Origin of the sequence: Streptomyces sp. NBRC 110028 (assembly GCF_001417735.1) — a bacterium.
Taxonomy (GTDB): Bacteria; Actinomycetota; Actinomycetes; order Streptomycetales; family Streptomycetaceae; genus Streptomyces.
Genome location: NZ_BBUZ01000024.1, coordinates 283,962 through 309,257, shown reverse-complemented (window position 1 = coordinate 309,257; position 25,296 = coordinate 283,962). Strand labels below are relative to the sequence as shown.

At 71.9% G+C, this 25,296-nt stretch carries 20 protein-coding genes; 9 read left to right on the top strand and 11 right to left on the bottom strand.

Going from position 1 to position 25,296, the window contains the following annotated elements:
- Positions 1-82: 82 nt before the first annotated feature.
- From ggt to ASC60_RS10625, 6 genes are all read left to right on the top strand, one after another.
- A complete protein-coding gene (gene ggt / locus ASC60_RS10650) occupies positions 83-1,954 on the top strand; it encodes a gamma-glutamyltransferase (RefSeq protein WP_079038310.1) in 1,872 nt (623 codons plus the stop codon).
- A gap of 144 nt (positions 1,955-2,098) precedes the next feature.
- Complete coding sequence (locus ASC60_RS10645) at positions 2,099-3,625, top strand: hypothetical protein (protein WP_370592904.1); 1,527 nt, start codon at positions 2,099-2,101, stop codon at positions 3,623-3,625.
- Between the two features lie 206 nt (positions 3,626-3,831).
- Positions 3,832-4,674 carry a nitrilase-related carbon-nitrogen hydrolase gene (locus ASC60_RS10640; RefSeq protein WP_055550019.1) on the top strand — a complete coding sequence of 281 codons (843 nt, stop codon included), beginning with the start codon at positions 3,832-3,834 and terminating at the stop codon, positions 4,672-4,674.
- Positions 4,671-6,041: an aspartate aminotransferase family protein gene (locus ASC60_RS10635; protein WP_055549291.1), complete on the top strand. Its 1,371-nt coding sequence runs from the start codon at positions 4,671-4,673 to the stop codon at positions 6,039-6,041. Before ASC60_RS10640 ends, ASC60_RS10635 begins: the two co-directional genes overlap by 4 nt.
- Positions 6,041-7,441 (top strand): dihydropyrimidinase, encoded by a 1,401-nt coding sequence (gene hydA, locus ASC60_RS10630; protein WP_055549289.1) that lies wholly within the window; start codon positions 6,041-6,043, stop codon positions 7,439-7,441. Before ASC60_RS10635 ends, hydA begins: the two co-directional genes overlap by 1 nt.
- 183 nt (positions 7,442-7,624) lie before the next feature.
- Positions 7,625-8,626, top strand: a complete 1,002-nt coding sequence (locus ASC60_RS10625; protein ID WP_055549287.1) for a TIGR03842 family LLM class F420-dependent oxidoreductase — start codon at positions 7,625-7,627, stop codon at positions 8,624-8,626.
- 61 nt (positions 8,627-8,687) lie between these two features.
- Here ASC60_RS10625 and rph read toward each other — a convergent pair whose 3' ends face one another.
- The 6 genes from rph to ASC60_RS10595 all read right to left on the bottom strand — a co-directional run bounded on the left by rph (position 8,688) and on the right by ASC60_RS10595 (position 16,617).
- Entirely contained in the window at positions 8,688-11,342 is a 2,655-nt protein-coding gene (gene rph, locus ASC60_RS10620; protein WP_055549285.1) for a rifamycin-inactivating phosphotransferase, read from the bottom strand.
- Positions 11,343-11,818: 476 nt separating this feature from the next.
- Positions 11,819-12,247 (bottom strand): hypothetical protein, encoded by a 429-nt coding sequence (locus tag ASC60_RS10615; protein WP_055549283.1) that lies wholly within the window; start codon positions 12,245-12,247, stop codon positions 11,819-11,821.
- A gap of 137 nt (positions 12,248-12,384) precedes the next feature.
- On the bottom strand, positions 12,385-13,194 hold the full coding sequence (locus ASC60_RS10610) for a hypothetical protein (protein WP_055549281.1): 810 nt from the start codon (positions 13,192-13,194) through the stop codon (positions 12,385-12,387).
- A 106-nt stretch (positions 13,195-13,300) separates the two neighbouring features.
- Positions 13,301-13,930, bottom strand: coding sequence for a bifunctional 2-polyprenyl-6-hydroxyphenol methylase/3-demethylubiquinol 3-O-methyltransferase UbiG (locus tag ASC60_RS10605; protein ID WP_055549279.1), 630 nt, complete (start codon positions 13,928-13,930; stop codon positions 13,301-13,303).
- 122 nt (positions 13,931-14,052) lie between these two features.
- Positions 14,053-15,168, bottom strand: coding sequence for a Gfo/Idh/MocA family protein (locus ASC60_RS10600; RefSeq protein WP_055549277.1), 1,116 nt, complete (start codon positions 15,166-15,168; stop codon positions 14,053-14,055).
- A gap of 171 nt (positions 15,169-15,339) precedes the next feature.
- On the bottom strand, positions 15,340-16,617 hold the full coding sequence (locus tag ASC60_RS10595) for an ROK family protein (protein ID WP_055549275.1): 1,278 nt from the start codon (positions 16,615-16,617) through the stop codon (positions 15,340-15,342).
- 174 nt (positions 16,618-16,791) lie between these two features.
- On the opposite strand from ASC60_RS10595, the gene ASC60_RS10590 reads away from it, so the two are divergent.
- From ASC60_RS10590 to ASC60_RS10580, 3 genes are read left to right on the top strand one after another with little or no spacing between them, the layout of a single operon-like run.
- Positions 16,792-17,949: a Gfo/Idh/MocA family protein gene (locus ASC60_RS10590; RefSeq protein ID WP_370592907.1), complete on the top strand. Its 1,158-nt coding sequence runs from the start codon at positions 16,792-16,794 to the stop codon at positions 17,947-17,949.
- Between the two features lie 4 nt (positions 17,950-17,953).
- Positions 17,954-18,874, top strand: a complete 921-nt coding sequence (locus tag ASC60_RS10585; protein ID WP_055549271.1) for a sugar phosphate isomerase/epimerase — start codon at positions 17,954-17,956, stop codon at positions 18,872-18,874.
- Between the two features lie 25 nt (positions 18,875-18,899).
- Complete coding sequence (locus ASC60_RS10580; RefSeq protein WP_055549269.1) at positions 18,900-19,715, top strand: sugar phosphate isomerase/epimerase; 816 nt, start codon at positions 18,900-18,902, stop codon at positions 19,713-19,715.
- 54 nt (positions 19,716-19,769) lie between these two features.
- Here ASC60_RS10580 and ASC60_RS10575 read toward each other — a convergent pair whose 3' ends face one another.
- From ASC60_RS10575 to ASC60_RS10555, 5 genes are all read right to left on the bottom strand, one after another.
- Complete coding sequence (locus ASC60_RS10575; RefSeq protein ID WP_055549267.1) at positions 19,770-20,537, bottom strand: SDR family oxidoreductase; 768 nt, start codon at positions 20,535-20,537, stop codon at positions 19,770-19,772.
- Between the two features lie 41 nt (positions 20,538-20,578).
- On the bottom strand, positions 20,579-21,610 hold the full coding sequence (locus ASC60_RS10570; protein ID WP_079038307.1) for a sugar-binding transcriptional regulator: 1,032 nt from the start codon (positions 21,608-21,610) through the stop codon (positions 20,579-20,581).
- A gap of 7 nt (positions 21,611-21,617) precedes the next feature.
- Complete coding sequence (locus ASC60_RS10565) at positions 21,618-23,099, bottom strand: sugar ABC transporter ATP-binding protein (protein WP_107097039.1); 1,482 nt, start codon at positions 23,097-23,099, stop codon at positions 21,618-21,620.
- A gap of 35 nt (positions 23,100-23,134) precedes the next feature.
- Positions 23,135-24,112, bottom strand: coding sequence for a sugar ABC transporter substrate-binding protein (locus ASC60_RS10560; RefSeq protein ID WP_234356881.1), 978 nt, complete (start codon positions 24,110-24,112; stop codon positions 23,135-23,137).
- Positions 24,113-24,239: 127 nt separating this feature from the next.
- Positions 24,240-25,262 (bottom strand): ABC transporter permease, encoded by a 1,023-nt coding sequence (locus ASC60_RS10555; protein WP_055549265.1) that lies wholly within the window; start codon positions 25,260-25,262, stop codon positions 24,240-24,242.
- Positions 25,263-25,296 lie beyond the last annotated feature (34 nt).

Below are 25,296 nucleotides of genomic sequence, written 5' to 3'. Positions count from 1 at the left end.
TGGAAGGGCACTCGCCCCCCTGTCGTGAACATGAGCGTCGCGGGTAGGCTCCGCTCTCTCTGTCGCCTGCTTGGAGGTCCGGATGGGGCACGCCGCACGACCAGCCGCAGCAACGAGGTCCACGGCACGAGCCGCCCGGCGCGCGCTGCCCGCGCTCGCCGCCGCGGCCGGCATGGTCGCCGTGCTCGGCATCGCCCCGGCCGGTGCGCACGCCTCCAGTGGCGCCGAGACCGCCGCTGGTACGCCCGCCAAGACCCCCGTGGCCACCGGCTACGGCGGCGCGGTCTCCAGCGTCGACCCGGACGCCTCGGCGGCCGGGATCGAGGTCCTGCGGCACGGCGGCAACGCGGCGGACGCGGCGGTGGCGACGGCGGCCGCGCTGGGGGTCACCGAGCCGTACTCGGCGGGCATCGGCGGCGGCGGATACTTCGTCTACTACAACGCCAAGCGGCACACCGTCTCCACGCTCGACGGCCGCGAGAGGGCCCCGCTCAGCGCGGACCGGAACCTCTTCCTGGGCAAGGACGGCAAGCCGCTGCCGTTCGACGACGCCGTCACCAGCGGGCTCAGCGTCGGCACCCCCGGCACCGCGGCCACCTGGCGGGACGCCCTCGACGACTGGGGCACCCGGTCGCTGGGCCAGGTGCTGAAGCCCGCCGAGAAGCTGGCCCGCGACGGCTTCACCGTCGACGAGACCTTCCGCCGGCAGACCGCCGACAACGAGGACCGCTTCAAGGACTTCCCGGCCACCGCCGAGCTGTTCCTGCCCGGCGGAAAGCTCCCGGCCGTCGGCTCCACCCTCCGCAACCCCGACCTCGCCCGCACCTACGCCCTGCTCGCCAAGAAGGGCGTCGGCGCGATCTACCAGGGCGAGGTCGGCCGTGACATCGTGTCGACGGTGCGCAAGCCCCCCGTCGACCCGACGGCGCGGCGCGTCGTGCGCCCCGGCGACCTGCGGACCGAGGACCTGCGGGCGTACGACACGAAACGGCAGGCCCCGACCCGCACCTCCTACCGCGGCCTGGACGTGTACGGCATGGCGCCCTCGTCCTCCGGCGGCACCAGCGTCGCCGAGGCGCTGAACATCCTGGAGCGCACCGACCTCTCCAAGCTCGGCGAGCGCGACTATCTGCACCGCTACATCGAGGCCTCCCGGATAGCCTTCGCCGACCGCGGCCGCTGGGTCGGTGACCCGGCCGCCGAGGACGTACCGACCAAGGCGCTCACCTCGCAGCGGTTCGCCGACTCCCGCGCCTGCCTCATCAAGCCCGACGCGGTGCTGAAGAGCCCGCTCGCCCCCGGCGACCCGAGGAACCCCGGCGCCCCCGGCACCTGCGACACGCGCGGACACGCCGCCCCCACCACCTACGAGGGCGAGAACACCACGCACCTGACGACCGCCGACAAGTGGGGCAACGTCGTCGCGTACACCCTCACCATCGAGCAGACCGGCGGCAGCGGCATCACCGTCCCCGGCCGGGGCTTCCTGCTCAACAACGAGCTGACCGACTTCTCCTTCGCCCCCGCCGACGCGGGCGTCCACGACCCGAACCTGCCGGGCCCCGGCAAGCGGCCGCGCTCGTCCATGTCGCCGACCATCGTGCTCGACGGCCACAAGCCGGTGCTGGCGCTCGGCTCACCCGGCGGCGCCACGATCATCACCACCGTGCTGCAGACCCTGCTGAACCACCTCGACCGGGGCATGCCGCTGGTCGACGCGATCGCCGCGCCGCGCGCCAGCCAGCGCAACGCCGCCCAGACGGAGCTGGAGCCCGGGCTGTGGAACAGCCCGGAGCGGGCCCGGCTGGAGGCGCTGGGCCACGCCTTCAAGGAGAACCCCGAGATCGGGGCCGCGACCGGTGTCCAGCGGCTCGGCGACGGCCGGTGGCTGGCCGCCGCCGAGACGACACGGCGCGGCGGCGGCTCGGCGATGGTGGTACGGCCCGCGGGCTGACCAGCATGTGGACCACGGTGGCGGTCGGGCACCGCCCGGACCGCCACCGTAAGATCCCCGCAGGAATCCGTACAACCTTGCCTGGCATGTGCGTATCCGGAAATGTGTGCTAGCGCGCCGGTACCCGGGTCCGTAACATGCGGGGTGTCGAATGCGGGGGTGGCGATGGCGGGCAGACAACTCCCGGCGGCGATCGAGGAGTTCGCGAGCTATCTGCGTGCCCTGGCCCGGCGGATCGACCCTGACCAGGGCTGGTACGCCGTTTTCGCGCAACGTGACCCCGATGGGTTGCGCGCGTGTCTGGCCGGTCAGGAGATCCCGCCCTGGGACGTCGTCCAGGCCCTCCTGCAGGACCTCTCCGCCCAGCGCGGCGCCCAGACGGCCAACGTGGCCGCGGCTCGCGCGGCCACCCTGTACCGCGCCTCGATCATCGTCCACGACGCGGCCCCCGGCGCCCGTGAGGCGCTGAGCGCCCGGCTGGCCGCGATGCGCCGCGAACGGCTCGCCGCGGCCGACCGCGAAAGCGACCTCCTCGAGGCCCGGCGCGCCGGAGCCGACACCAGCCCGGACGGAGACCCCATCGAGGCGGCCCTGGCCTGGGCCCAGGACGACCACTACCGCGCGACGGCCCGCTGCGAAGAACTCACCGCCCGCCTGGCCGCCCTCTCCACCGACGGCCCGCCCCCCGGGACTCCGCCCGGTACCCCGCCCGGTGCCCCGGCCAGTGGCCTGCCCGGCGCTCCTGGCGGTGGCCCGTTCGGCACGGCGCCCGGTGGCCAACCCGGTGCCCCGGCCGGTGGCCAACCCGGTGCCCCGGCCGGTGGCCTGCCCGGTGGCCCGCCCGGCTCCCTGCCCGGTGGCCCGCCCGGCGCGGCGGGCGCGGGCCGGGCGGCCGGGGGCGGGCGGTCGGGCTGGGCGGCGGGGGTGCTGCAGGATCCCTCGGCCGTGGGGCTGGCCGGACGTCTTCAGCCGGACGGTGGCGCGCCCGCGCCCGCGCCCGCGTCCGCGGGGGAGGGCGCGCCACCCCCGCCGCCACGACCGCGCGGGGCCCGGTTCCCCGGGGTGCGCGGCGGGGCGCGGAAGCGTGAGCGGGAGGCCGAGCAGCGGGCCCGGGCCCAGGAGCAGCAGGAGCTCGCGGAGGCCCGGCGGGCGGCCGGTGGGGCCGTCGCACGGCTGGGGCGGCTGCGGGCGGAGGGGCGCAGCGGGGAGGCGCACGCCGTGCTGTGCGAGACGGCGCTGTGGCCCGCCGTGCGGCTGCCGGTGCTGGCGGCCGAGCTGGAGCGGGCGGGGCTGGGCGTCGACGTGTCCACGCTGCTGTGGGAGATGGCCTGTCTGCCGCCCGAGCGGCTGGCCGCCGCCGCGGAGGCGCTGATCGCGGCGGGGCGCGAGGCGGACGGGGAGCGGCTGCTGCGGCAGAGCGTGTCGCGGCCGCTGTCCGAGGTGGCGCACACCGCGCTGGTGCTGCTCGGGAACGCGGCGCACCGCGAGGTGGCGCTGCTGCTGACGGCGTTCGTACGGGCGCGTACGCCCGCCGAGGTGGCCGAGGCGGCGGCCGAGGACCCGGGCGCGCTGGTGCCCCCGCTCCTGGACGCGGCGAGCGCGGTCTCCCCGGGCAGCCAGCACGACCTGGCCCACGCCCTCCGCGTGGCGGGCATACAGGGCACCGGCTGACCCGGCCGCGGCTGACCAGGCTGGCCCGGCTGACTCCCGCCAAATCCGACATCACGCGAAAAGTGATGGTCTTCGTTGAGTAACGGCGGCGGTATTGCCAGAGTGGTGAGTGCGCTTCTACGTTCTTCCCACAGCCACATTCTACGTGCGTAGACACAGGTTGACGACGGGGCAAGCCCCGGAGCACTGCTGTGAAGGAGCTGATCATGGCCAACCTCGTACGAGCCGCGCTCGTCCAGTGCACCTGGACCGGCGACACCGAATCGATGATCGCGAAGCATGAGGAGTACGCCCGGCAGGCCGCCGCCCAGGGGGCCAAGGTGATCGGCTTCCAGGAGGTGTTCAACGCCCCGTACTTCTGCCAGGTGCAGGAGCCGGAGCACTACCGGTGGGCGGAGCCGGTCCCGGACGGGCCGACGGTGCGGCGGATGGCGGCGCTGGCCCGGGAGACCGGGATGGTGATGGTCGTACCGGTCTACGAGGTCGAGCAGTCCGGCTTCTACTACAACACCGCGGCCGTGATCGACGCCGACGGCAGCTACCTCGGCAAGTACCGCAAGCACCACATCCCCCAGCTCAAGGGGTTCTGGGAGAAGTACTACTTCAAGCCGGGCAACCTTGGCTGGCCGGTGTTCGACACCGCCGTCGGCAAGGTCGGCGTGTACATCTGCTACGACCGCCACTTCCCGGAGGGCTGGCGCGCCCTGGGGCTGGCCGGCGCGCAGCTCGTCTACAACCCGTCGGCCACCTCCCGTGGGCTGTCGTCGCACCTGTGGCAGCTGGAGCAGCCCGCGTCGGCGGTGGCGAACGCGTACTTCATCGCGGCGATCAACCGCGTCGGCACCGAGGAATACGGCGACAACGACTTCTACGGCACCAGCTACTTCGTGGACCCGCGCGGCCAGTTCGTCGGGGACGTGGCCAGCGACAAGGAAGAGGAACTGGTCGTCCGCGACCTCGATTTCGGCCTCCTCGACGAGGTGCGGCAGCAGTGGGCCTTCTACCGGGACCGCCGCCCCGACGCCTACGACGAGCTGGTGAAGCCATGACCGGCGAGCACACGACCGGCGAGGACCTGTACGCACGCCACCGGGCCGTCCTCCCGGACTGGCTGGCGCTGTACTACCAGCGCCCGATCGAGATCACCCACGGCGAGGGACGCCACGTCTGGGACGCGGACGGCAACCGCTACCTCGACTTCTTCGGCGGCATCCTCACCACGATGACCGCCCACGCGCTGCCCGAGGTCACCAAGGCCATCGCCGAGCAGGCGGGCCGGATCCTGCACAGCTCCACGCTCTACCTCGACCGTCCGATGGTCGACCTCGCCGAGCGCGTCGCGCATCTGTCCGGCATCCCCGACGCGCGGGTCTTCTTCACCACCTCCGGCACCGAGGCCAACGACACGGCGCTGCTGCTCGCCACCACCTACCGCCGCTCCAACCAGGTCCTGGCGCTGCGCAACAGCTACCACGGCCGGTCGTTCTCGACGGTCGGCGTCACGGGCAACCGCTCCTGGTCGCCGACCAGCATCTCCCCGCTGCAGACGCTGTACGTACACGGCGGGGTGCGGAGCCGGGGGCCGTTCGCCGGGCTGTCGGACGGCGCGTTCATCGACGCGTGCGTGGCGGACCTGGAAGACATCCTCGGCCAGGCGCACGGCAACGTCGCCGCGCTGATCGCCGAACCCGTCCAGGGCGTGGGCGGCTTCACCTCCCCGCCCGACGGGCTGTTCGCCGCCTTCCGCGAGGTGCTGGACCGGCACGGCATCCTGTGGATCAGTGACGAGGTGCAGACCGGCTGGGGCCGCACCGGCGACCACTTCTGGGGCTGGCAGGCACACGACGCGGCGGGCCCGCCGGACGTGCTCACCTTCGCCAAGGGCATCGGCAACGGCATGGCGATCGGCGGAGTCGTGGCCCGCGCGGAGGTCATGAACTGCCTGGGCGCCATGTCCATCTCCACCTTCGGCGGCAGCCCGGTCACCATGGCCGCCGGTCTCGCCAACCTCAACCATCTCGTCGAGCACGACCTCCAGGGCAACGCCCGCCGGGTCGGCGGACTGCTCATCGAGCGGCTGCGCGCTGTCTGCGCCGGGCTCGACGCCGTACGCGAAGTACGCGGCCGGGGACTGATGATCGGCGTCGAACTGGTCGAGCCGGGCACCGGCGACCCGGCGCCCGAGGCCGCCTCGGCCGTGTTGGAGGCCGCCCGCGAGGGCGGGCTGCTCCTCGGCAAGGGCGGCGGCCACAACAGCAGCGTCCTGCGCATCGCCCCGCCGCTGAGCCTCACCGTGGCGGAGGCGGAGGAGGGCGCGGACATCCTCGAAGCCGCCCTGCAAGCCACCCAAGGTCAGTCGGGCACCCAGTCCGGTCAGTCCACCCAGTCCGGTCAGTCGGGAAGGAGTGCGGGCTGATGCCTCGTACCGTGATCCGCGGCGGGCTCGTCGTCACCGCCGCCGAGGAGACCCACGCCGACGTCCTGGTCGAGGACGAGCGGGTGGTGGCGCTGGCCGCGTCCGACAGCGACATCGCGCGCGGCTGGACCGCCGACCGTACGATCGACGCCACCGGCAAGTACGTCATCCCGGGCGGGGTCGATCCGCACACCCACATGGAGATGCCGTTCGGCGGCACCTTCGCCGCCGACACCTTCGAGACCGGCACCCGCGCCGCGGCCTGGGGCGGCACGACCACCATCGTGGACTTCGCCATCCAGACCAAGGGGCACGCCCTGCGGGAGGGCCTGGACGCCTGGCATCTGAAGGCGGGCGGCAACTGCGCGATCGACTACGCCTTCCACATGATTCTCTCCGATGTCGACGACGGCTCCCTGAAGGAGATGGACCTCCTCGTCGACGAGGGCGTGACCTCGTTCAAGCTGTTCATGGCCTATCCGGGCGTCTTCTACAGCGACGACGGGCAGATCCTGCGCGCCATGCAGCGCGGCGCGGCGGGCGGCGGGCTCATCATGATGCACGCCGAGAACGGCATCGCCATCGACGTCCTGGTCGAACAGGCCCTCGCCGAGGGCAGGACCGACCCCCGCTACCACGGCGAGGTCCGCAAGGCGCTGCTGGAGTCCGAGGCCACCCACCGTGCCATCCAGCTGGCCAGGGTGGCCGGGGCGCCGCTGTACGTCGTCCACGTGTCGGCCGAGGAGGCCGTCGAGGAACTGGTGCGGGCGCGTGACAAGGGGCTGCCGGTGTTCGGCGAGACCTGCCCGCAGTATCTGTTCCTGTCCACCGACAACCTCGCCGAACCGGACTTCGAGGGCGCCAAGTACGTCTGCTCGACACCGCTGCGGCCGCGTGAACACCAGGCGGCGCTGTGGCGGGGGCTGCGGACCAACGACCTGCAGGTCGTCTCCACCGACCACTGCCCGTTCTGCTTCACCGGCCAGAAGGAGATGGGCCGCGGCGACTTCTCCAAGATCCCCAACGGGATGCCGGGCGTCGAGCACCGCATGGACCTGCTCCACCAGGCCGTCGTGGACGGCCACATCACCCGCCGCCGCTGGATCGAGATCGCCTGCGCCACCCCGGCCCGGATGTTCGGCCTCTACCCCAGGAAGGGCACCATCGCGCCCGGCTCGGACGCCGACATCGTCGTCTACGACCCGGCCGCCCGGCAGACCATCTCCGCCGAGACCCACCACATGAACGTCGACTACTCGGCCTACGAGGGCAAGCGGATCACCGGGCAGGTCGAGACCGTGCTCTCGCGCGGCCTCCCGGTCATCGACGGCCGCGCCTACACCGGCCGCGCCGGCCACGGCCGGTACGTGCGCCGCTCGACCTGTCAGTACCTCACCTAGGGGGTGTCTTCCGGATCATGCCGGGCTCGCGGGCCCTGGCACGCACGCTCGCCGCGTTGTCGTCGTCGCGCGCAGCGCCGCTGTGCTCTCCTCCTCCGCCTTGCGATCGCACGCACCGGACCCCGCTCCCTGATCCGACCTGATCCGACCTGATCCGAAAGACACCCCCTAGGAGACCACGCCATGGACTTCGGACTCGTGCTGCAGACCGATCCGCCCGCGTCGGACGTCGTCGAGCTGATGGGCCGCGCCGAGCGCAATGGCTTCCGCTACGGCTGGACCTTCGACTCCGCCGTGCTCTGGCAGGAGCCGTTCGTCATCTACAGCCGCATCCTGGAACACACCGAGCGGCTGATCGTCGGCCCCATGGTCACCAACCCCGGCACCCGCACCTGGGAGGTGACCGCCTCCACCTTCGCCACCCTCAACGACATGTACGGCAACCGCACCGTATGCGGCATCGGACGCGGCGACTCCGCCCTGCGGGTCGCGGGCCGCACCCCCAACACCCTCGCCCGGCTGAGCGACGCCATCGACGCCATCCGCGACCTTGCCGAGGGCCGGGAGGCCGTGGTGGACGGCAGCCCGCTGCGCATCCCCTGGATCAAGGACGGCCGGCTGCCGGTGTGGATGGCCGCGTACGGGCCCAAGGCGCTCGCCCTCGCGGGCCGCAAGGCCGACGGTTTCATCCTCCAGCTCGCCGACCCGTTCCTGACGGAGTGGATGGTCCACGCGGTCCGCACCGCCGCGTCCGACGCCGGCCGCGACCCGGACGCGATCACCATCTGCGTCGCCGCCCCCGCGTACATCGGGGACGACCCGGCCCACGCGCGCGAGCAGTGCCGCTGGTTCGGCGGCATGGTCGGCAACCACGTCGCCGACCTGGTCACCCGTTACGGTGAGCACTCCGGAGCCATCCCCGAATCCCTGACGTCGTACATCGCGCAGCGCGAGGGCTACGACTACAGCCACCACGGCCGCGCCGGGAACCCGGACACGGCCTTCGTCCCGGACGACATCGTCGACCGCTTCTGTCTGCTGGGCCCGGCGGAGGCCCACATCGAAAAGCTGCGCGCGCTACGGGGGCTGGGCGTGGACCAGTTCGCGGTCTACGCGATGCACGACGCGAAGGAGACGACGATCGACACCTATGGCACCGAGGTCATCCCGGCCCTGACCGCCTGACCGCCTGACCGCCTGACCGCCTGACCGCCTGACCGCCTGACCGGTCAGGGCGTAGGGCCGGTCAGGACAGGATCTCGACGTACCCGTCGGTTCCGTGCACGCGGATCCGCTGCCCGTCCCGGATCAGCCGGGTGGCCTGCTCCACGCCCACGACGGCCGGCAAGCCGTACTCCCGGGCGATCACCGCGCCATGGGTCATCTGGCCGCCCACCTCCGTCACCAGGCCCGCGATCCCGACGAACAGCGGCGACCAGCTGGGGTCCGTGAAGGCCGTGACCAGGATGTCGCCCGCGTCGAGATCCGCCTCCGCCATGTCGAGGATGACGCGGGCCCTCCCCTCGACGGTCCCGGCGGAAACCGCTACGCCGACCAGGGCACCGGCCGGCACGTCGTCGCGCCGGTACGCGCCGGTGAGGGCCTCGCCGTCGGAGGTGAGCACCCGGGGCGGGGTGAGCGCGTGGTACGACCGGAACGTGTCCTTGCGCCGCTGGATGAGCCGGTCATCCACCCGCTGCGAGCGCACCGCCTCGTGGAACTCCTGGAACGTCAGGTAGAAGACGTCCTCCCGCTCGGGAAGCACACCGGCCCGCACCAGGCGCCCGGCCTCCTCCAGCAGGGCCTGCTTGTAGACGAAGTAGCGGCTGATGATGTCGTACTTCGGGTACTCCCGGTACCCGATGAAGGCCCTGACCCGGTCGATCATCCGCTTGGTCTCGTCGGCCTTCCGGTCCCCGTCCGGCAGGGCCCGCAACCGCGCCAGCACGTCCTGTTCCTTCCGCAGTGCCTTCTGCCGCCCCTCCTCGAAGCGCCGCCCGGCGGCGCCCGGCTCGAAGTTCCTGACGTTGTCGAGGACCGCGGGCACGAGCGTGGTGGGGCGCTCGCGCCACCGTGGCCTCGTGATGTCGATCTCCCCGGCGCAGCGCATGCCGTACCGGTCGAGGTAGGTCTCCATGGCCTCGCGCGCCTCGGTCCCGCCCGGGAGCTTCGCCAGCTCCTCCAGGAAGGCATCGTCGAAGTTCCCGACGCCCTGGAGGAACGCCACCACCTCCGGATGCGGGCGGATCACGTCCGCGACGTCGAGCAGCTCCAGCCCCATCTCCGAGGTGATGTTGCCGGGGGCGGACAGAGTGAGCGTGTCAGCCGCGTTCTTCTCGCCCAGCCACTCGTGCAGCTTGTCGTTGAGCCACCAGGTGGCCTTCATCCCCGCCATGATCGCCTGAATGTTCAGCGGGTCACCGAGGACCCGCTTGTGCTCCTCGAAGGCCTCGCCCAGGAGGAAGTCGAACAGCGCCGGTCCGGTCTTCGTCCGGATGTCGCGCTCCAGGGCGGCGATGGACGCCCGGCTGCGCTCGATCAGCTGGGCGACGACGGCCGGATCGGCCTCGGCCGGGGCGGACGCGCCGCCGGCGGCCGGCGGCCTGCCGGACTGTGGGTTGCCGAACTGCGGGTTGCCGGACTGCGGGTTGCCGGGAGGGGCGTCCGGGAGCGAGGGGACGAAATCGTCACGGTCGAGGACGGTCTCCAGCGCGTCCCTGACCAACGGATCGCCCCTCCCCATCATTTCCAGGAGAGCGGCGCGGCCCGCGGGCGTGGCCAGGCGCTGGGTGATGTCGACGAACAGCCTCCCGCCGGCCTCGTGCATCGCCACCATGGCCGTCAGCTGCCACATGGAGAGCCCCAGGGGCTTCATGGGGTCGGTCATCATCTGCTGGTGGCCGACGGAGACGTAGAGGTGGTTGTCCTGGTCGCCGGTCTCGGGGATGGGGAACAGCGTCGTGATCGGCCGGCTCTGCACGATCTGGAAGCCGTCGTCGACCAGGCACCATTCGATGTCCTGCGGGTTGCCGAAGTGCGCTTCGATCCGCCGCCCGAGCCGTACGAGCCACACGACCTGCGCATCCGTCAGCGCCGGCTGCTGCTGCCGTCGCGAGTCGACCGCCACTTCCCGCGTGCCGCCGTCCGGCAGGGCGTGGACGGCACGCTGCTTGGCGCCGATCGTCTTGGCGACGACTTCGCCGTCTCGCACCGTGAAGACGTCCGGGTTCACCAGTCCGGAGACCAGGGCCTCGCCGAGGCCGAAGCCGGCGTCCACGGTGGCGACCTTCCGGTTGCCCGTGACGGGGTCGGCCGTGAACAGGATGCCGGCCGCGTCCGGGAAGACCATCTGCTGCACGACCACGGCCATGTGGACCGTACGGTGGTCGATGCCGTTCCGCCGGCGGTAGGTCACGGCCCGCTCGGTGAACAGCGAAGCCCAGCACCGGCTGATGTGCCGGAGGACCGCCGTCGGCCCCACGACGTTCAAATACGTGTCCTGCTGACCGGCGAAGGAGGCCGTCGGCAGGTCCTCCGCCGTCGCGCTGGACCGGACGGCGTACGCGGCATGCTCGCCGAACCGGGTGAGCGCGCGGGTGACCGCCGCCGCGAGATCGTCCGGGATGGCGACCCCCTCGATGGTCCGGCGCAGCTCCGCGCTGAGCGCGCGGATCGCCTCCCGATCGTCCGCATCCGAGCGCGACAACTGATCGAGCAGAGCGTCGACCGACGGCGCTTCCGCCATGATCCGCCGGAAGGCGTCCGTCGTCACGCAAAAGCCCCCCGGCACGCGGATGTCTTCGATCCGCGACAGCCCACCCAAGTGCGCGCCCTTGCCGCCGGCGACCGCGATCCGCGTCTCGTCGATCTCTTGAAGGTCCAGCACATACCGCTCGGTCATCGCGATCCCTCCGAGGCAGCCGTGCTCCGTCGAACCCCACACGTCGTGCCCCCCATTTCCGCAGGTTGTGGGCGTAGGCCGACGATTCTGCGCCGCGCCCCGGGGCTTGTGGCAAGCCCCCCAGTGCGCTATAAATTAGGAGAGGCAAGGAGAGCTCTCTCCTTGCCTTTGCGTTTTGGGCCGGAGCCCGGATCGGATCGTGGCCCGGTTGGCCCGCCCTGCCGGCGGGGAAGATCCTGCGGGATGCCGCGTTCGCGACCGCTCCCGGCGGAGACTGTCTGTCCGACGCCGTGTTCACACCGGTGGCCTCTGATACGACGGCTTCGTAAAGGCCGCATCATCCACCGGGGCGCCCGGCCCGAAATCATGAACGATCGAGGCCGGCCCGCCCGGGAATCGCGTTTCTCCGCCGACTGGCGCGGTCCCGCCCGGGAAATCAGTGGGGGCGGGACCATGTGTTCCCGCCCCCGCGGCGACTAGCTCGCGCTCGGAGAAGTCGCGGCCGCCTTCTTGGCGGGCCGGCCGCGCTTCTTGGAAGTCGCCTCCTCCGCCGGCCTGGACACCGCCGCGAACGGCTGCAGCGCCTTCTGGAGGGCCTTCAGCGCGTCCGGCCCCAGATCCACGGTCCGGCGCTCCGACTTCAGGGCCGACCGCACGCCGATGGCGTTGCTGCCGTCCTCGTTCGTTTCCCCGGTTTCGTATTCTTCCTCGACCCAGGTCGGAACCAAGATCTCCACCGAATGCACATCGTCGGTGATATCGGTTTCGAGATCGCAGTGAAGAACCGTACGTCCGTAGATTCGCGTTTCGACCGTCTGTCCGTTGACGACAACCGGCGTGACGGTTTCCTGAACTCCTTCCTCGTCCTTCTCGGTTTCCGCAACCTGCACAAAGCGAACTGCCACTGCTTCCCCTTTTCTTGGAACCGCTCAAATTCTAGCGGGGCAGCGGCTGTTGACGCCAATCCGGAAATGCCGAAAGCCCCTTCCGGTCGGAAGGGGCTTTTCCGGCGCGCACCGGTGGTAAATGCGTGCGCGCGGCCTCAGCCGCAGCCGTTGCGGGCGGTGCCCACGGCCACGTCGTCGTACCAGAGGGTGTCGTCGCCCTCGCCGTAACTCTCCCAGCCCAGCCGCAGATCGGTCGGGGCGGGCCGCCAGCCGCCGCGGGCCAGCCACTGCTGGTCGACGTCCTGGGTCGGGGTGCCGTCGACGACCAGGCCGGTGACGAGCGCGCCGTTCACCCAGGTGTCGAGGCGGCCCGCGCCGCGGTCGAGGCGGAACTCCAGGCACGTCCAGGTGTTGACGGGCAGTGGGGTGCTGAGCGCGACGCCCGCCGGGCTCTGGGCGGGGAGGGTGGCGTCGTCCGATTCGCGGTTCCACTGGAGCGCCTTGTTCTGGCCGCCCATGCGCAGGTCCTTGCCGTTGTCGTTCGGATCCTTCATGGCCGCGAAGGTGACGTGCTGAGTGGGCAGCGCGGTGGTGTGGCGGACCCAGAAGCGCACATAGAGGTCGCCGGTCGCCGGCAGGGCGGACAGGGAGGTCCCGGCGAAGGCGTGGTTGCAGTAGCCCGCCCGGCCGGTCACCCGCACCGACTTGGTGCCGGTGTGGGCCATCGTGGAGTCGACGGTGGCGGCGCCGGTACCCGAGCAGTTGGCCACCGCCGTGGTCCAACGACCGGCGGGGGTGGTGCCGGTCTGGGACTCGAAGTCCTCACAGAGTCCAGTGGCGTTGCAGGCGGCCACCCGGGTGTCCGGGGCGGGGAAGGCCGAGGCGGCGGGGGCGGCGAGGCCCGTCATGGCCAGGGCGGCGACGGCGGCTGACACGGTGCGGCGGCGGTGCGACACGAGGGTCATCGGGTCCTCCGGCGGGGGTGAGAGGGGAGTGGGAGCGCTCCCAAGCTCCGTCGCCACATTAGCCGAGCCATGACAAGCCCGGAACCCGTCCGCCGGGCCCTTCGGCTCAGCCCGGCGGCTTGCGCCAGACGACGCTGTAGCGGAACAGCGCATGGCGGCGATACGCGGAACCGGGCAGCAACTCCGCTGCCAGCACCCGCATCTGCCGGTACGTCACCGGCGGCGGCCACACGATGGGGGAGGGGTGCTGCCAGATGCCCTTCACGGCGCGGTGGACGGTGCCGACGGCGGCCCCGGCGAGCACGTAGGGCAGGTCGCGCGGCATGGTGTCGCGGGCGAGGCCGACGACGGCGAGGACACCGCCCGGGCGCAGCAGCTCGCGCATACGGACCAGCCCGGCGGCGGCGTCCATGTGGTGCAGGGTGGCCACGGACGCGATGAAGTCGAACGAGGCCGGTTCGAAGGGATGGGTGAGGAAGTCCCCGAGGACGTAGTCGATGTCACCGGAGCCGTCGGCGTCACCGGTATCGGCCGGGTGGGCGCGGGCCTGGTCGATGCTGTCCGCGTGGAGGTCGATGCCGGTGACGTCCGGGACGGTCCGCCGGAGTTCACGGGCGAGCATGCCCTCGCCGCAGCCGACATCGAGGGCGCGCCGGGCGCCGTCGGGAACCGCGCCCAGGATGCGGGGGTGGTAATGGATGTTGTGGTTCCATCGCCTGCCGTTCTTCACCGTCATGCGGTCATTCTGCTGGGACCCGGCCCCCCGGTCCCGGTTATCGCGCACCAGGCGGATGCCGAACGCGCCCGCGACGCGGAGGGCCAGGGTGATGGAGGCGGGGGCGGCGCTGAGCTACGCGGTCAGAGTCCCGTTCCGGCGCCGAGGACGGGCGCCGGACGCTTCACCGTGCTGGTGATCTCGACGGCGCCGTCGGCCGGTGATATGCCGTTCAGCCGCTCCAGGACCTCCAGGACGTGGAACGCGAAGTCGGCGGAGGCCCGGTGGAGGTCTCCGCCCAGGTGGCGTACGAGGTCCAGCACCCCGGGGCCGCGGATGGCCCTGGCGCCCGCGGGGGTCACCGGGGCCATGACGGCCGGGAGTTCGCTCCACGCGTCATCGCCGCGCCGCTTGAGCAGTACGGGGTCGTCGAAGCGGTTGGGGTTGGGCACCTGAAGGGTGCCCTCCGTGCCGTAGACCTCCAGGTGCGGAAGGGCGGTGTCCCATACGTCGAAGCTGTACATGGCCGTGGCCAGGGCACCGGAGGCGAACTGCAGGATCGCGGTCGCGTGGGTGTCCACGGTGACGCCGACGCGCTCGACGCGGCGCTCGGGAGCCGTCACGGTCAGCTCGTCGGCGGCCCGGGTGGTCGCCCCGACCACCCGGCTGACCGGTCCGAGCAGGTTGACCAGCGCGGCGATGTGGTACGGGCCCCAGTCCAGGACCGGGCCGCCGCCCTCGGTGAACAGGAACGTGGGGTCCGGGTGCCAGGTCTCGGCGCGCGAGGAGCGGACGAAGGAGGTCGCGGCGAACGGCCGCCCGATCAGCCCGGCGTCGACGGCGGCGCGGGCCGTCTGCCCGGAGGGGCCGAGGAACGTGTCCGGCGCGCCGCCGAGCAGCTTGCCGGTCTCCCGGGCGGTCTCGATGTTCCGCCGGGCTTCCGTGACCGTGGCGGCCAGTGGCTTCTCGACGTACACGTGCTTTCCGGCGCGCAGGGCCGCGTCGGTCAGCGCCGCATGGGCGTTGGGCGGGGTGATGTTGACGACCACCTGCACCTCGGGGTCGGCGAGCAGCTCCTCGGCCGTGCCCCACGCCGGGATGTTCCACTCCTCGGCGGCGGCGCGGGCGCGCTCGCCGTCGAGGTCGGCGACGCGCACGATGGGCAGCCGCGGGATCGTCGAGAGACCGAGTGCGTAGGCGTTGAAGATCGAGCCGGTACCGATGACGCCGACGGGGACGCGCTGTGTGGTTTCGTCCATGGTTCTCTCCCGGTTCGGTGGGCGCCGACCGCTTCGATGGCTGTGGAACGCGGCGGAAGGACGCCTCGGGGCAACGGAGTTGGACGAAACCGCTGTCGCTGAAACCGCTCACATGCAAGCACCGGCTTCCCGGCAGGGTCAAGGGGGTCGGCAGGTTCCCAGGGGGGCCGCTCAGGAGGAATGCGCCAGCACGTCGCCGATCCCCTCGGGTGAGAGCACATGCTCCACACCCACCACGGTCCCGCCGACGACACCGGCGGACGTCCCGAGCACGCTGTGGGCCAGCGAGAGCCGGCGGGTGGCCAGGGGCAGCGCCCGCCGGTAGACGACACCGCGGATCCTGGCCAGCAGGTCGTCGCTGGCGGCGGCGATCGCCCCGCCGATGACGATCCGCGCCGGGTTGTAGACGTGGACGAGCAGCGCCACCACCTCGCCGATCGTCACCGCGGCTTCGCGGACGACGCGGACGGCCCCGGGGTGGCCGTCGCGGACGAGCCGGGCCAGGTCCGCGGCGCCGCGCGGCCTGTCGTGCTCGGCGAGGCCCGAGTCCTCCCGGCCGAGCCGGGCCGCCATCGCGGCGGCCGACGCCACGGCCTCCACGCAGCCGATGTTCCCGCAGCTGCACACGGTGTCGTCGGCGCCGGGCACCCGCAGATGCCCGATGTCGCCCGCGGCCCCTTCCGCTCCGCGGTGCAGTTCCCCCGAGGCCGAGATGAGGCCGCCGCCGATACCGGTGCCGATCTTGATGAAGAGCAGCGGCGCCTCGCCCTCCGGCAGGGCACGGGCCTCACCGAGAGCCATCAGGTTCACATCGTTGTCGACGAAGGTCCGGCAGCCGAACCGCTCGGTCATGGTCCGGCCGACCGGGAAGCCGTCCCAGCCCGGCATGATGGGCGGCCGTACCGGAGTTCCGGCGCGCGCGTCGACGGGCCCCGGGAGGCCGACGACGAGGGCGGAGGGGCGGCCGGGCGTGGCCCCGGCGGACGCGGCCGCGGACTCGGCCAGCATGCGGCGCAGCCGCTCGGTCAGCAGATCGAGCGTCGCCTCGGGGCCCCGCGCCACCTCCAGCGCGATCTCCTCCTGCGCTACGAGGTTCTGCGACAGGTCGGCGAGGGCCAGGCGGGCGCTGTGGGCGCCGACGTCGGCCACCGCGACCACCCCGGCCCGGGGGTTGAGGGCCAGCCGGAGCGGCGGCCGGCCGCGTCCGGGGCGGCTGACGGCTCCGCCCTCGGTGACCACCCCGGCGTCGATCATGGTGTCGAGGTGCCGGGCCACCGTGGACCGTGCCAGGCCGGTGGCCTTGACCAGGTCGGCACGGCTGTCGGCGATGCCCGAGGCGATGAGGCGGGCCAGCGAGCTGTGGACGGGGCCGCCGGTGTTCTGCGGCCGGAGTCCGGCGACCGAGAGCCGGGGGATCGGGCGGGGGTCCGTCGTCGTCTGCGCTCCCATGGCCGGTCACCGTACAGCAATGCAGACCGCTTTTATGACTCACAAGATGCGGAATTCAATGTCTTGTGAGGCGCTAATCGCTGTCTTAGGCTCACGGCCGGACGAAACCGAGGTCGGACCGTCGAGCCCTCGACAGCAGGCAATCCCGTACACGTCCCTCATGGGAGGGCTGTCATCACATCTCCACCACCACGCCGCTGCGGACCCCTCGGCACCGCCATCGTCGGAGCCGGGATGATCGGTGCGATCCACCGCAGGGCCGCGGCCCTGGCCGGCGCCCGGATCGCCGGCGTACTGGCCTCCACACCCCCACGCACCGAGCAGGTGGCCGTGGAATGGGGGGCTCCTGCCTTTCCGTCCCTGGACGCGCTCCTCGACGACGACTCGGTGGACGTCGTCCACATCTGTTCGCCCAACGCCACCCACGCGCCCTTCGCGATGCGCGCCCTCGCTGCCGGGAAGCATGTGGTCTGCGAGAAACCGCTGGCCGTCTCCGTCACGGAGGCGGAACGCCTGGCGGAGACGGCCCGCGGCGCCGGGCTGGTGGCCACCGTCCCCTTCGTCTACCGCTACCACCCCCTGGTCCGGGAGATCCGGGCGCGCCGGATCGACGGCGAGTTCGGGGGCTGGCATCTGATCCACGGCAGCTATCTGCAGGACTGGATGCTCTCGCCGCAGGTGTCGGGCTGGCGTGTGGACCCGGTGGCCGGCGGCCCGTCCCGCGCCTTCGCGGACATCGGCTCCCACTGGTGCGATCTGGTCGAGTGGGTGTCGGGCGAGCGGTTCGCCGAGGTCGTCGCCTCGACCTCGATCGCCGTGGACAAGCGGCCCGCCGCCGGGGCGGCGCGCACCTTCGAGGCCGCGGACCCCACGGACCACTCGGACCACGCGGAGTACATGGACGTACGCACCGAGGACTGCGCCGCGCTGCTGCTGCGCACCGCCTCCGGTGTCCTGGCGTCCACCACCGTCTCCCAGGTCTCCGCCGGGCGGAAGAACCGGCTGTGGTTCGAGCTGGACGGCGCGCGGGCCAGCGCGGTCTTCGACCAGGAGAACCCGGAGACCATCTGGCTGGGCGGCGAGGACGGCGCGCGGGTCATCAGCCGCGACCCCGGCCGCGGCTCGGCCGAACAGCGGCGGCTGTCGGTCCTGCCCCCGGGGCACCCCCAGGGGTACGCGGAGTGCTTCGAGGCGTTCGTCGCCGACACCTACGCCGCGATCGGCGGGCACCGGCCGGAGGGCCTGCCGACCTTCGACGACGGACTGCGCGCCGCCCGCATCACCGAGGCGGTTCTCCGATCCTCCCGCAACGGCTCCTGGACAGAGGTGTGAACGCATGAAACTCGGCTTTCTGACGGCGTGTCTCCCCGGCTGGTCCCTCCCGCGCATCGCGGAGTGGGCGAGCGGCAACGGCTACGAGGCGTTGGAGGTCGCCGTCTGGCCGAGGACCGGGGGCCGCGACTTCGAGGCGAGCCACCTGCCCGTCGCCGACTTCCCGGCGGCGCGCGCGGAGGAGACGCTCGCGCTGTTCGCCGGACACGGCCTCGAACTGTCCGCGCTCGCCTACTACGAGAACCATCTGCACCCCGACCCGCAGCGCCGGGCGGAGATCCGTACCCACTTCAAGCACGCGGTGGACGCGGCCGCGGCGCTCGGCGTCCCCTACGTCGGCACGTTCATCGGCCGGGACTGGACCAGGCCCGTCGCGGACAACCTGAAGGAGGCCGAGCGCGTCTTCCCCGAACTGGTCGACTACGCGGGCGAACGCGGCGTGAAGGTCATCATCGAGAACTGCGTCATGGAGGGCTGGCACCCCGACGGCTACCCGGGCAACCTGGCCTACTCCCCGGAGCTGTGGGAGTGGATGTTCTCGCTGGACCTCTACCTCAACTGGGACCCCTCGCACCTCACCTGGATCGGCATCGACCCGGTGAAGACCATCGCGCCCTACATCGACCGCATCGTGCACGCCCAGGCCAAGGACGTCGAGCTGGGCAGCGGGGACATCGACCGGTACGGCTTCTTCGGCAAGGCGGTCGGCCGCCCCGACCCCTGGGACAACGGCTGGTGGCGCTACCGGGTGCCGGGGCTCGGCCAGGTCGACTGGACACGCGTCGTCGACCGCCTCTACGAGCACGGCTTCACCGGGACGCTCTCCGTCGAGCACGAGGACCCGGTCTGGGGCGGCACCGAGGAGAAGGTCGTCCAGGGGCTGCGGATCGCCCACCGCACCCTGCGCCCCCTGGTCATCGGCTGAGCCCACCCCCTACGAGAGGAGCACCATGGACCGGCAAGACGACCGGCACGGCCTGCTGTCCGTGCAGCTGTACAGCGTCCGGGACGCGCTCGCCGAGGACCGGGACCGCACCCTTGCCCGGCTGGCGGAGATCGGCTTCCGGTACGTCGAGCCCTACGGTCTCGGATCCGCGGACAAGAGCGCCGAGGAACGGCTGGTGGCCGCCAAGTCCCTGCGGCGCGGCCTGGACGCCGCGGGCCTGCGCGTCTCGGCCACCCACGCCGGGCTGCCCGACGAGGTGGGCTCACTTGCCGAGGAGTGCGCCGAGATCGGCGCGGACACGGTGTTCGTGCCGCACCCCCGTATGGTCGGCGGCTTCGGCGAGGACGTCTTCGGCGACCCCGGCCGGCTCACCGCGTTCGCGGACGCCGTGAACGCGGCCGGGGAGGCCCTGGCCGGTGCCGGGCTGCGGCTGGGCTACCACAACCACGACTTCGAATGGGCGAAGCTGCCCGACGGGCGCAGCGGCTACGACGCCTTCTGGGCCTCGGTGGACGACGCGATCCTGGCCGAACTCGACGTCTACTGGGCCACCGTGGCCGGAGCCGACCCCACCGAGGTGCTGACCCGTCTCGGCGCCCGCGCCGTGTCCGTCCACCTCAAGGACGGCCCCGCGCGGCGCGGCGAGCCGCAGACCCCGATCGGCACCGGCGACGTCGACGCCCCGGCGGCCGTCCGGGCCGCCGGGCCCGGTCTGGTCTGGCACGTCGCGGAGATCGACATCACCGACCACGACCCGTTCGACCTGCTGGCCGCCAACGCGGGGCTGCTGGCCGAGTCGGGTCTGTCGCGCTGGGCCTGAACGCGGCGGGCGCTGGGCCTGAACCGCGGCGGGCGGGGTCCCGGCCGGCCGCCGCTACCAGCAGGTGACCCCGCCGTCCACCAGCAGGTCCGCGCCGGTGACAAAGCTCGCCGCGTCGCTCAGCAGGAATACGGTCGGGCCCACCATCTCGTCCACCGTCGCCATCCGGCCCAGCGGGGTGTCCACCTCGAACTGGGCGACGCGTGTCGCCACCTCGGGGCGCAGGTTCATCGGCGTGGCCGTGTAGCCGGGGCTCACACTGTTGACCCGGACGCCGCGGGTGCACCACTCCGTGGCCAGGCTCTTCGTCAGGTGCATCACGGCGGCCTTGGAGGAGTTGTAGTGGGCCTGGGTGAGCCCCCGGTTGGCGATGGTGCCCGACATGGAGGCGATGTTGACGATGGCGCCGCCCCCATTGCGCAGCAGCGCCCTGCCCTCGGCCTGGCAGGACAGGAACACTCCGGTGAGGTTCACGTCCACGACCCGCTTCCACTGCTCCAGCGGCATGTCCTCCGCCGGGGCGGCGTCGGCGATGCCCGCGGCGTTGACCGCCAGCCGGAGGGGGCCCAGGTCGCGTTCGGCCACGGCCACCGCTTCCGCCAGGTCCTCCGCCCGGGTCACATCGGCGGGGAGGGCGACCGCGCGCCGTCCCGTGGCCTGGATCGCGGCGACCGTGCCGGCCAGATCGCTGCCCGGCAGATCCAGGCATCCGACATCAGCCCCGGTCTCGGCGAGCCCGATCGCCAGCCGTCGGCCGATGCCGCTGCCGGCCCCGGTCACCAGGGCCACGCTGTCGTCCAGGCGGAAGGAGGGGACAGGCATGGAGGACTCCTTGAGGGATACCGCCGCGGCGCTCGTCGACGCTACGGCGCTTGTCGTTCGGTTCGGTCGGGCCGGCCCGCCAGCCTGCGGGCCACTCCCAGGTCGGTGATCAGGACATCGACCCAGCCGCCCAGCAGGGCGGCGCGTATCGCCGCGTACTTGCGGTCGCCGCCGGCCACCGCGACGCGGCGCGGCACGGCGCGGTAGGTGTCGGGGGTGATGCCGATGACCCGGTCGTTCAGCTCGGTGTCGAGCAGGGTGCCGTGCTCGTCGAAGAAGTGCAGGCAGATGTCGCCCACCGCGCCGAGCGCGCGCAGCTGTTCCTGGTCGTCGTCGGAGAAGATGTTGCCGCTGCGGCGCAGCAGCGGCGAGGGGTCGAGGCTGCCGATGCCCACGATGGCGATGGTGAGGTTCTTCCACGCCGCGGCCACGCTGCTCACCTTGGGGTCGGCGAGGATGGCGTCCCGCACGGTGGCGCCGGCCACCAGCCCCGGCGCCGACATGAAGACGGGCTCCGCGCCGGTCAGCTCCGCGAGCCGCCCCATCAGCCGGGTCGCCTGGACCTGGACCTGCGGATCGCCCACCCCGCCCATCAGCTGGACGACCTCCTCCAGGAACCGCCCGCCCGGCCGGGACCGCATGGCCTCCACCGCCGCGAGCAGAGTGGCGCTCCACGAGGAGATGCCCAGCCGGTCGCCCTCCATGAGCGTGGTCTCCAGATAGACCGCGGTGGCCGCGCCGAGCGCGGGGATGACGGAATCGGCCTCGCCCTCGACATCGACGACCACCACGTCGCGCAGCCCGTAGCGGTCTGCGATCTCCTCCTCCAGCTCGGCGAAGACCCCCTCGGGCGGCACCACGATGGTGCGCACGATGCCGAGCTTGGCGGCCTGGGTGAGCAGCCTGGAGACGCGCGCCTGGGAGATGTGCAGTTCCTCGGCGATACGCGGCTGCCGCATCCCCTGCTCGTGGTAGAGCCGGGCGATCCGGGTCATCAGCCGCAGTTGCTCGTCGCTGGTCGCCATGCGCGTGGTGCGGGTCGCGGGGGTGCCGGTCCGGTTGTGGGGATTCATAGCCGCATCATGCCGTGGCGAGGCGCATGACGGCGGCGTCGGTGGCCTCCTCCGCCGGAAGGATGCCCCGCTGCCGTCCCCGGCTGAGGACGAGCACCCGATGGGACAGGCCCAGCACCTCGTCGAGGTCGGAGCTGACCACGACGACCGCCATGCCGGAGCGGGCCAGGTCCGCGATCACCTCGTAGATCGCGGCCCGCGCGCCGACGTCGATACCGCGGGTCGGCTCGTCCAGGATGACCACCTTGGGCTTGCGCTCCAGCCACTTGGCGATGACGACCTTCTGCTGGTTGCCGCCGGACAGCGTCCGCACCGGCTGCCCGGCCCGCCCCTTGACGGTCATCAGGCTGATGGCCTCACCGGCCACCGCCGCCACCCGGCGCGGGCTCAGCCAGCCCCGGCGGGCGATGCGGTCGAGGTTGGCGAGGGCCACGTTGTCGCCGATCGACAGGTCCAGGACCGCGCCTTGGCCCTTGCGGTCCTCGGGCACCAGCACCATGCCCGCCGCGATGGCGTCCCGGGGCCCGCGCAGCCGCAGCTCCCGTCCCTCGACGGCCACCGTGCCCCCGGTCACCGGGTCGACGCCGGCGACGGCCCGCACCAGTTCGGTGCGGCCCGCCCCCACGATGCCCGCGATGCCGAGGACTTCGCCCTCGTGGACGCTGAACGACACGTCCTGGAAGGAGGCCCCGGCCAGGTTTCGCACCTGGAGCACCTCCCGGGCGCGGGCGGTTCCGGTGTCGGGGAAGATGCGCTCGATGCTGCGCCCGACCATCTCCTCCACCAGCTGTACCACCGGTACCTGCGCGGTGTCGTGGGCGGCGACGAGCTGTCCGTCGCGCATGACCACGACGCGGTCGCAGATGCGGGCGATTTCCTCCAGCCGGTGGCTCACATAGACGAACGACATCCCCTCGGCGCGGAGGGCGCCGATCCGCTCGAAGAGGTGATCGGTCTCCTCGCCGCCGAGGGCGGCCGTGGGCTCGTCGAGGATCAGCAGGCGCGCGTTCAGGGTCAGCGCCTTGGCGATCTCGACCTGCTGCTGCTCGGCCACCCGCAGGGTGCGCACCAGGCGCGTCGGGGAGATGTCCAGGCCCAGCCGCCGCAGCTGTTCCCGGGCCCGCCGGTTCATCTCGCCCCGGTCGATACGCCCGCCCCGGCGCAGCAGCCGCCCGAGGAACACGTTCTCGGCCACGGACAGGTCCGGCAGCAGGCGCATCTCCTGGTGGATGAGGCCGATGCCGTGACCGATGGCGTCTTTGGGGGTCTTCGGCTCGTACGGCCGCCCCTGCCAGGTCATCTCGCCGGTGTCGGAGGGGAAGGTGCCCGCGATGATGTTGGACACGGTGGACTTGCCCGCGCCGTTCTCGCCGAGCAGCGCCACCACTTCCCCGGGGCGCACCTCCAGGTCGAAGCGGTCGAGCGCCTGGGTCGCCCCGAACCGCTTGGATATCCCCCGTACGACCAGGCCCTGGGACCCGTTGTCCATACCGTCTCTCCTGTCCATGCCGTCCATGCCGCCGTTTACGGGTGGGAGTTGATGAACTGGGTGGCCTTCTTCTTGTCCTTGCTGGTCAGGAGGAAGGCGGGCTGAAGCTGCTCGGCAGGGACCTTCTTGCCCTTGAGGATGTCCACGGCGGTGTTCACCGACATCCGGCCCATCTTGCGCGTCTGCTGCACCATGGTGGCGTCCACGGTGCCCCGGCGGACGGCCTTGAGCCCGGCGATGTCGCCGTCGAAGCCGACGATCAGGTGCTTCTTGTGCGAGCCGGACGCCTTGACGGCCTGGGCGGCGCCGAGCGCCATCGCGTCGGCCTGGCCCCACAGGATGTCGATGCTGGGGTGGGCCTGCAGCATGTCCTGGGCGACGGAGTACGCCTTGTCCTGCGCCCAGTCGGCGGGCTGCTGGGACACCACCTTGATGCCGGGCGCGTTCTTGAGGGCCTGCCCGAACCCCTTCTGCCGGTCCACCTGCGGGGTGGTGCCGATCTGGCCCTGGAGAATGGCGAGCTGACCCTTGCCACCGGACTCCTTGACCACGTAGTCGCCCAGCGTCCGCGCGGCCGCGACGCTGTCGCTGGCGATGAACGACTTGCCGGGCTGGCCGGGCGGGTTGCGGTCCACGGTGACCACGGGGATCTTGGCGCGGTTGGCCGCCTTCACGGGGACACCGGCCGCCGTCGCGCCCGCGGGGATGTAGATGATGGCGCTCACCTGACGGCTGATGAAGTCCTGGATCTGGTTGACCTGGGTGGCCGCGTCGCCGTGCGCGTCGGAGACGATGACCTTGATGCCCTTCTTCTTCGCCTCGGCGGTCACGGACTGCTTGATCTGGTTGAAGAAGTCGGCCTGGAGGTTGGCCACGGCCAGCCCGATGGTGATCTGCTTGCCGTCGGCGGTCTTCGCACCGCTGTTGCCGCGTCCGCAGGCGGTGACGCCGACCACCATGGTGGCCGCGATTCCGGTGGCTATCACGACGCGTGTCGTCACTCGTGTCTTCATGGGAACCACTCCTTGGCTTGTGCCGGGGGAAGAGAGGAGAAGCGGAGAGGGAAAGGGAGGGGGAGAGGGAGAGGGAGAGGGGAGAAGCGGAGAGGGGATGGGAGAGGGGGGGGAGAACCGGGGTGCGTCAGCGCGCCTCGCGGCGGCGGAGCACATCGAGCATGACGGCCAGCGCGATCACCAGACCGATGACGATCTGCTGGATGAACGGCGAGACGCCCAGCAGGTTGAGGCCGTTGCGCAGGACTCCGATGATCAGAACGCCGAACAGGGTTCCGGTGACCGAGCCGACACCGCCGCTGAGGCTGGCCCCGCCGATCACCACGGCGGCGATGGTGTCGAGTTCGTAACCGGTTCCCGCGCTCGGCTGGGAGGAGTCCAGGCGCATCGTCAGGAAGACCCCGGCCAGGCCCGCCAGCAGACCGGTCACGGTGTAGACGAGCACGGTCCGCTTCTTGACGGCGATGCCGGCGAGCCGGGCGACCTCGGCGCTGCCGCCGATCGCGTACAGCGCGCGGCCGCCGCTCCGGTAGCGCATGTACGCCCACCCCGCCACGTACAGCGCGGCGAGCACGGCGGTGCACGCGGTGAAGATGCCGACGTACCGGGTGGTGGACAGGTTGTCGAACCAGTCGGGGAACCCGACGATCTGCTGCCCGTCGGTGATGACGTTGGCCAGGCCGCGGGCGATCGACATCATCGCCAGGGTGGCGATGAACGGCGGCAGCCTGGTGTAGGTGATGCCGAGCCCGTTGGCGAGCCCGCATGCGCCGGCGACACCGATCGCGGCCACCGCGCTCAGCCACAGCGGCCACCCCTGGTCGTGCGAGAGCCAGCCGACCACCATGGTCGCGAGGGCCAGCACGGCGCCGACGGACAGGTCGATGCCGCCCATCACGATGACCGCGGTCATGCCGAGCGCGAGCAGGCCGAGGACGGCGGTCTGGTCGACGATGTTGAGCAGATTGCTCTGGGTGAGGAAGTACGGCGTCGCGATGAAGAAGACGACGCACATGCCGATCAGGCCGAGGGCGGGACCACGCGATCCGGTGAGGACACCCGTCACCCAGGACGGCAGCCGGGCGTGGTGGGTGTCCGTAGGGGGTGGGGTAGCGTCAACGGCCGTTGCGGCGTTGCCGGTCGTGCTCATCGAAACCTCCGAGTGTGCCTCCGACGTCGTCGGA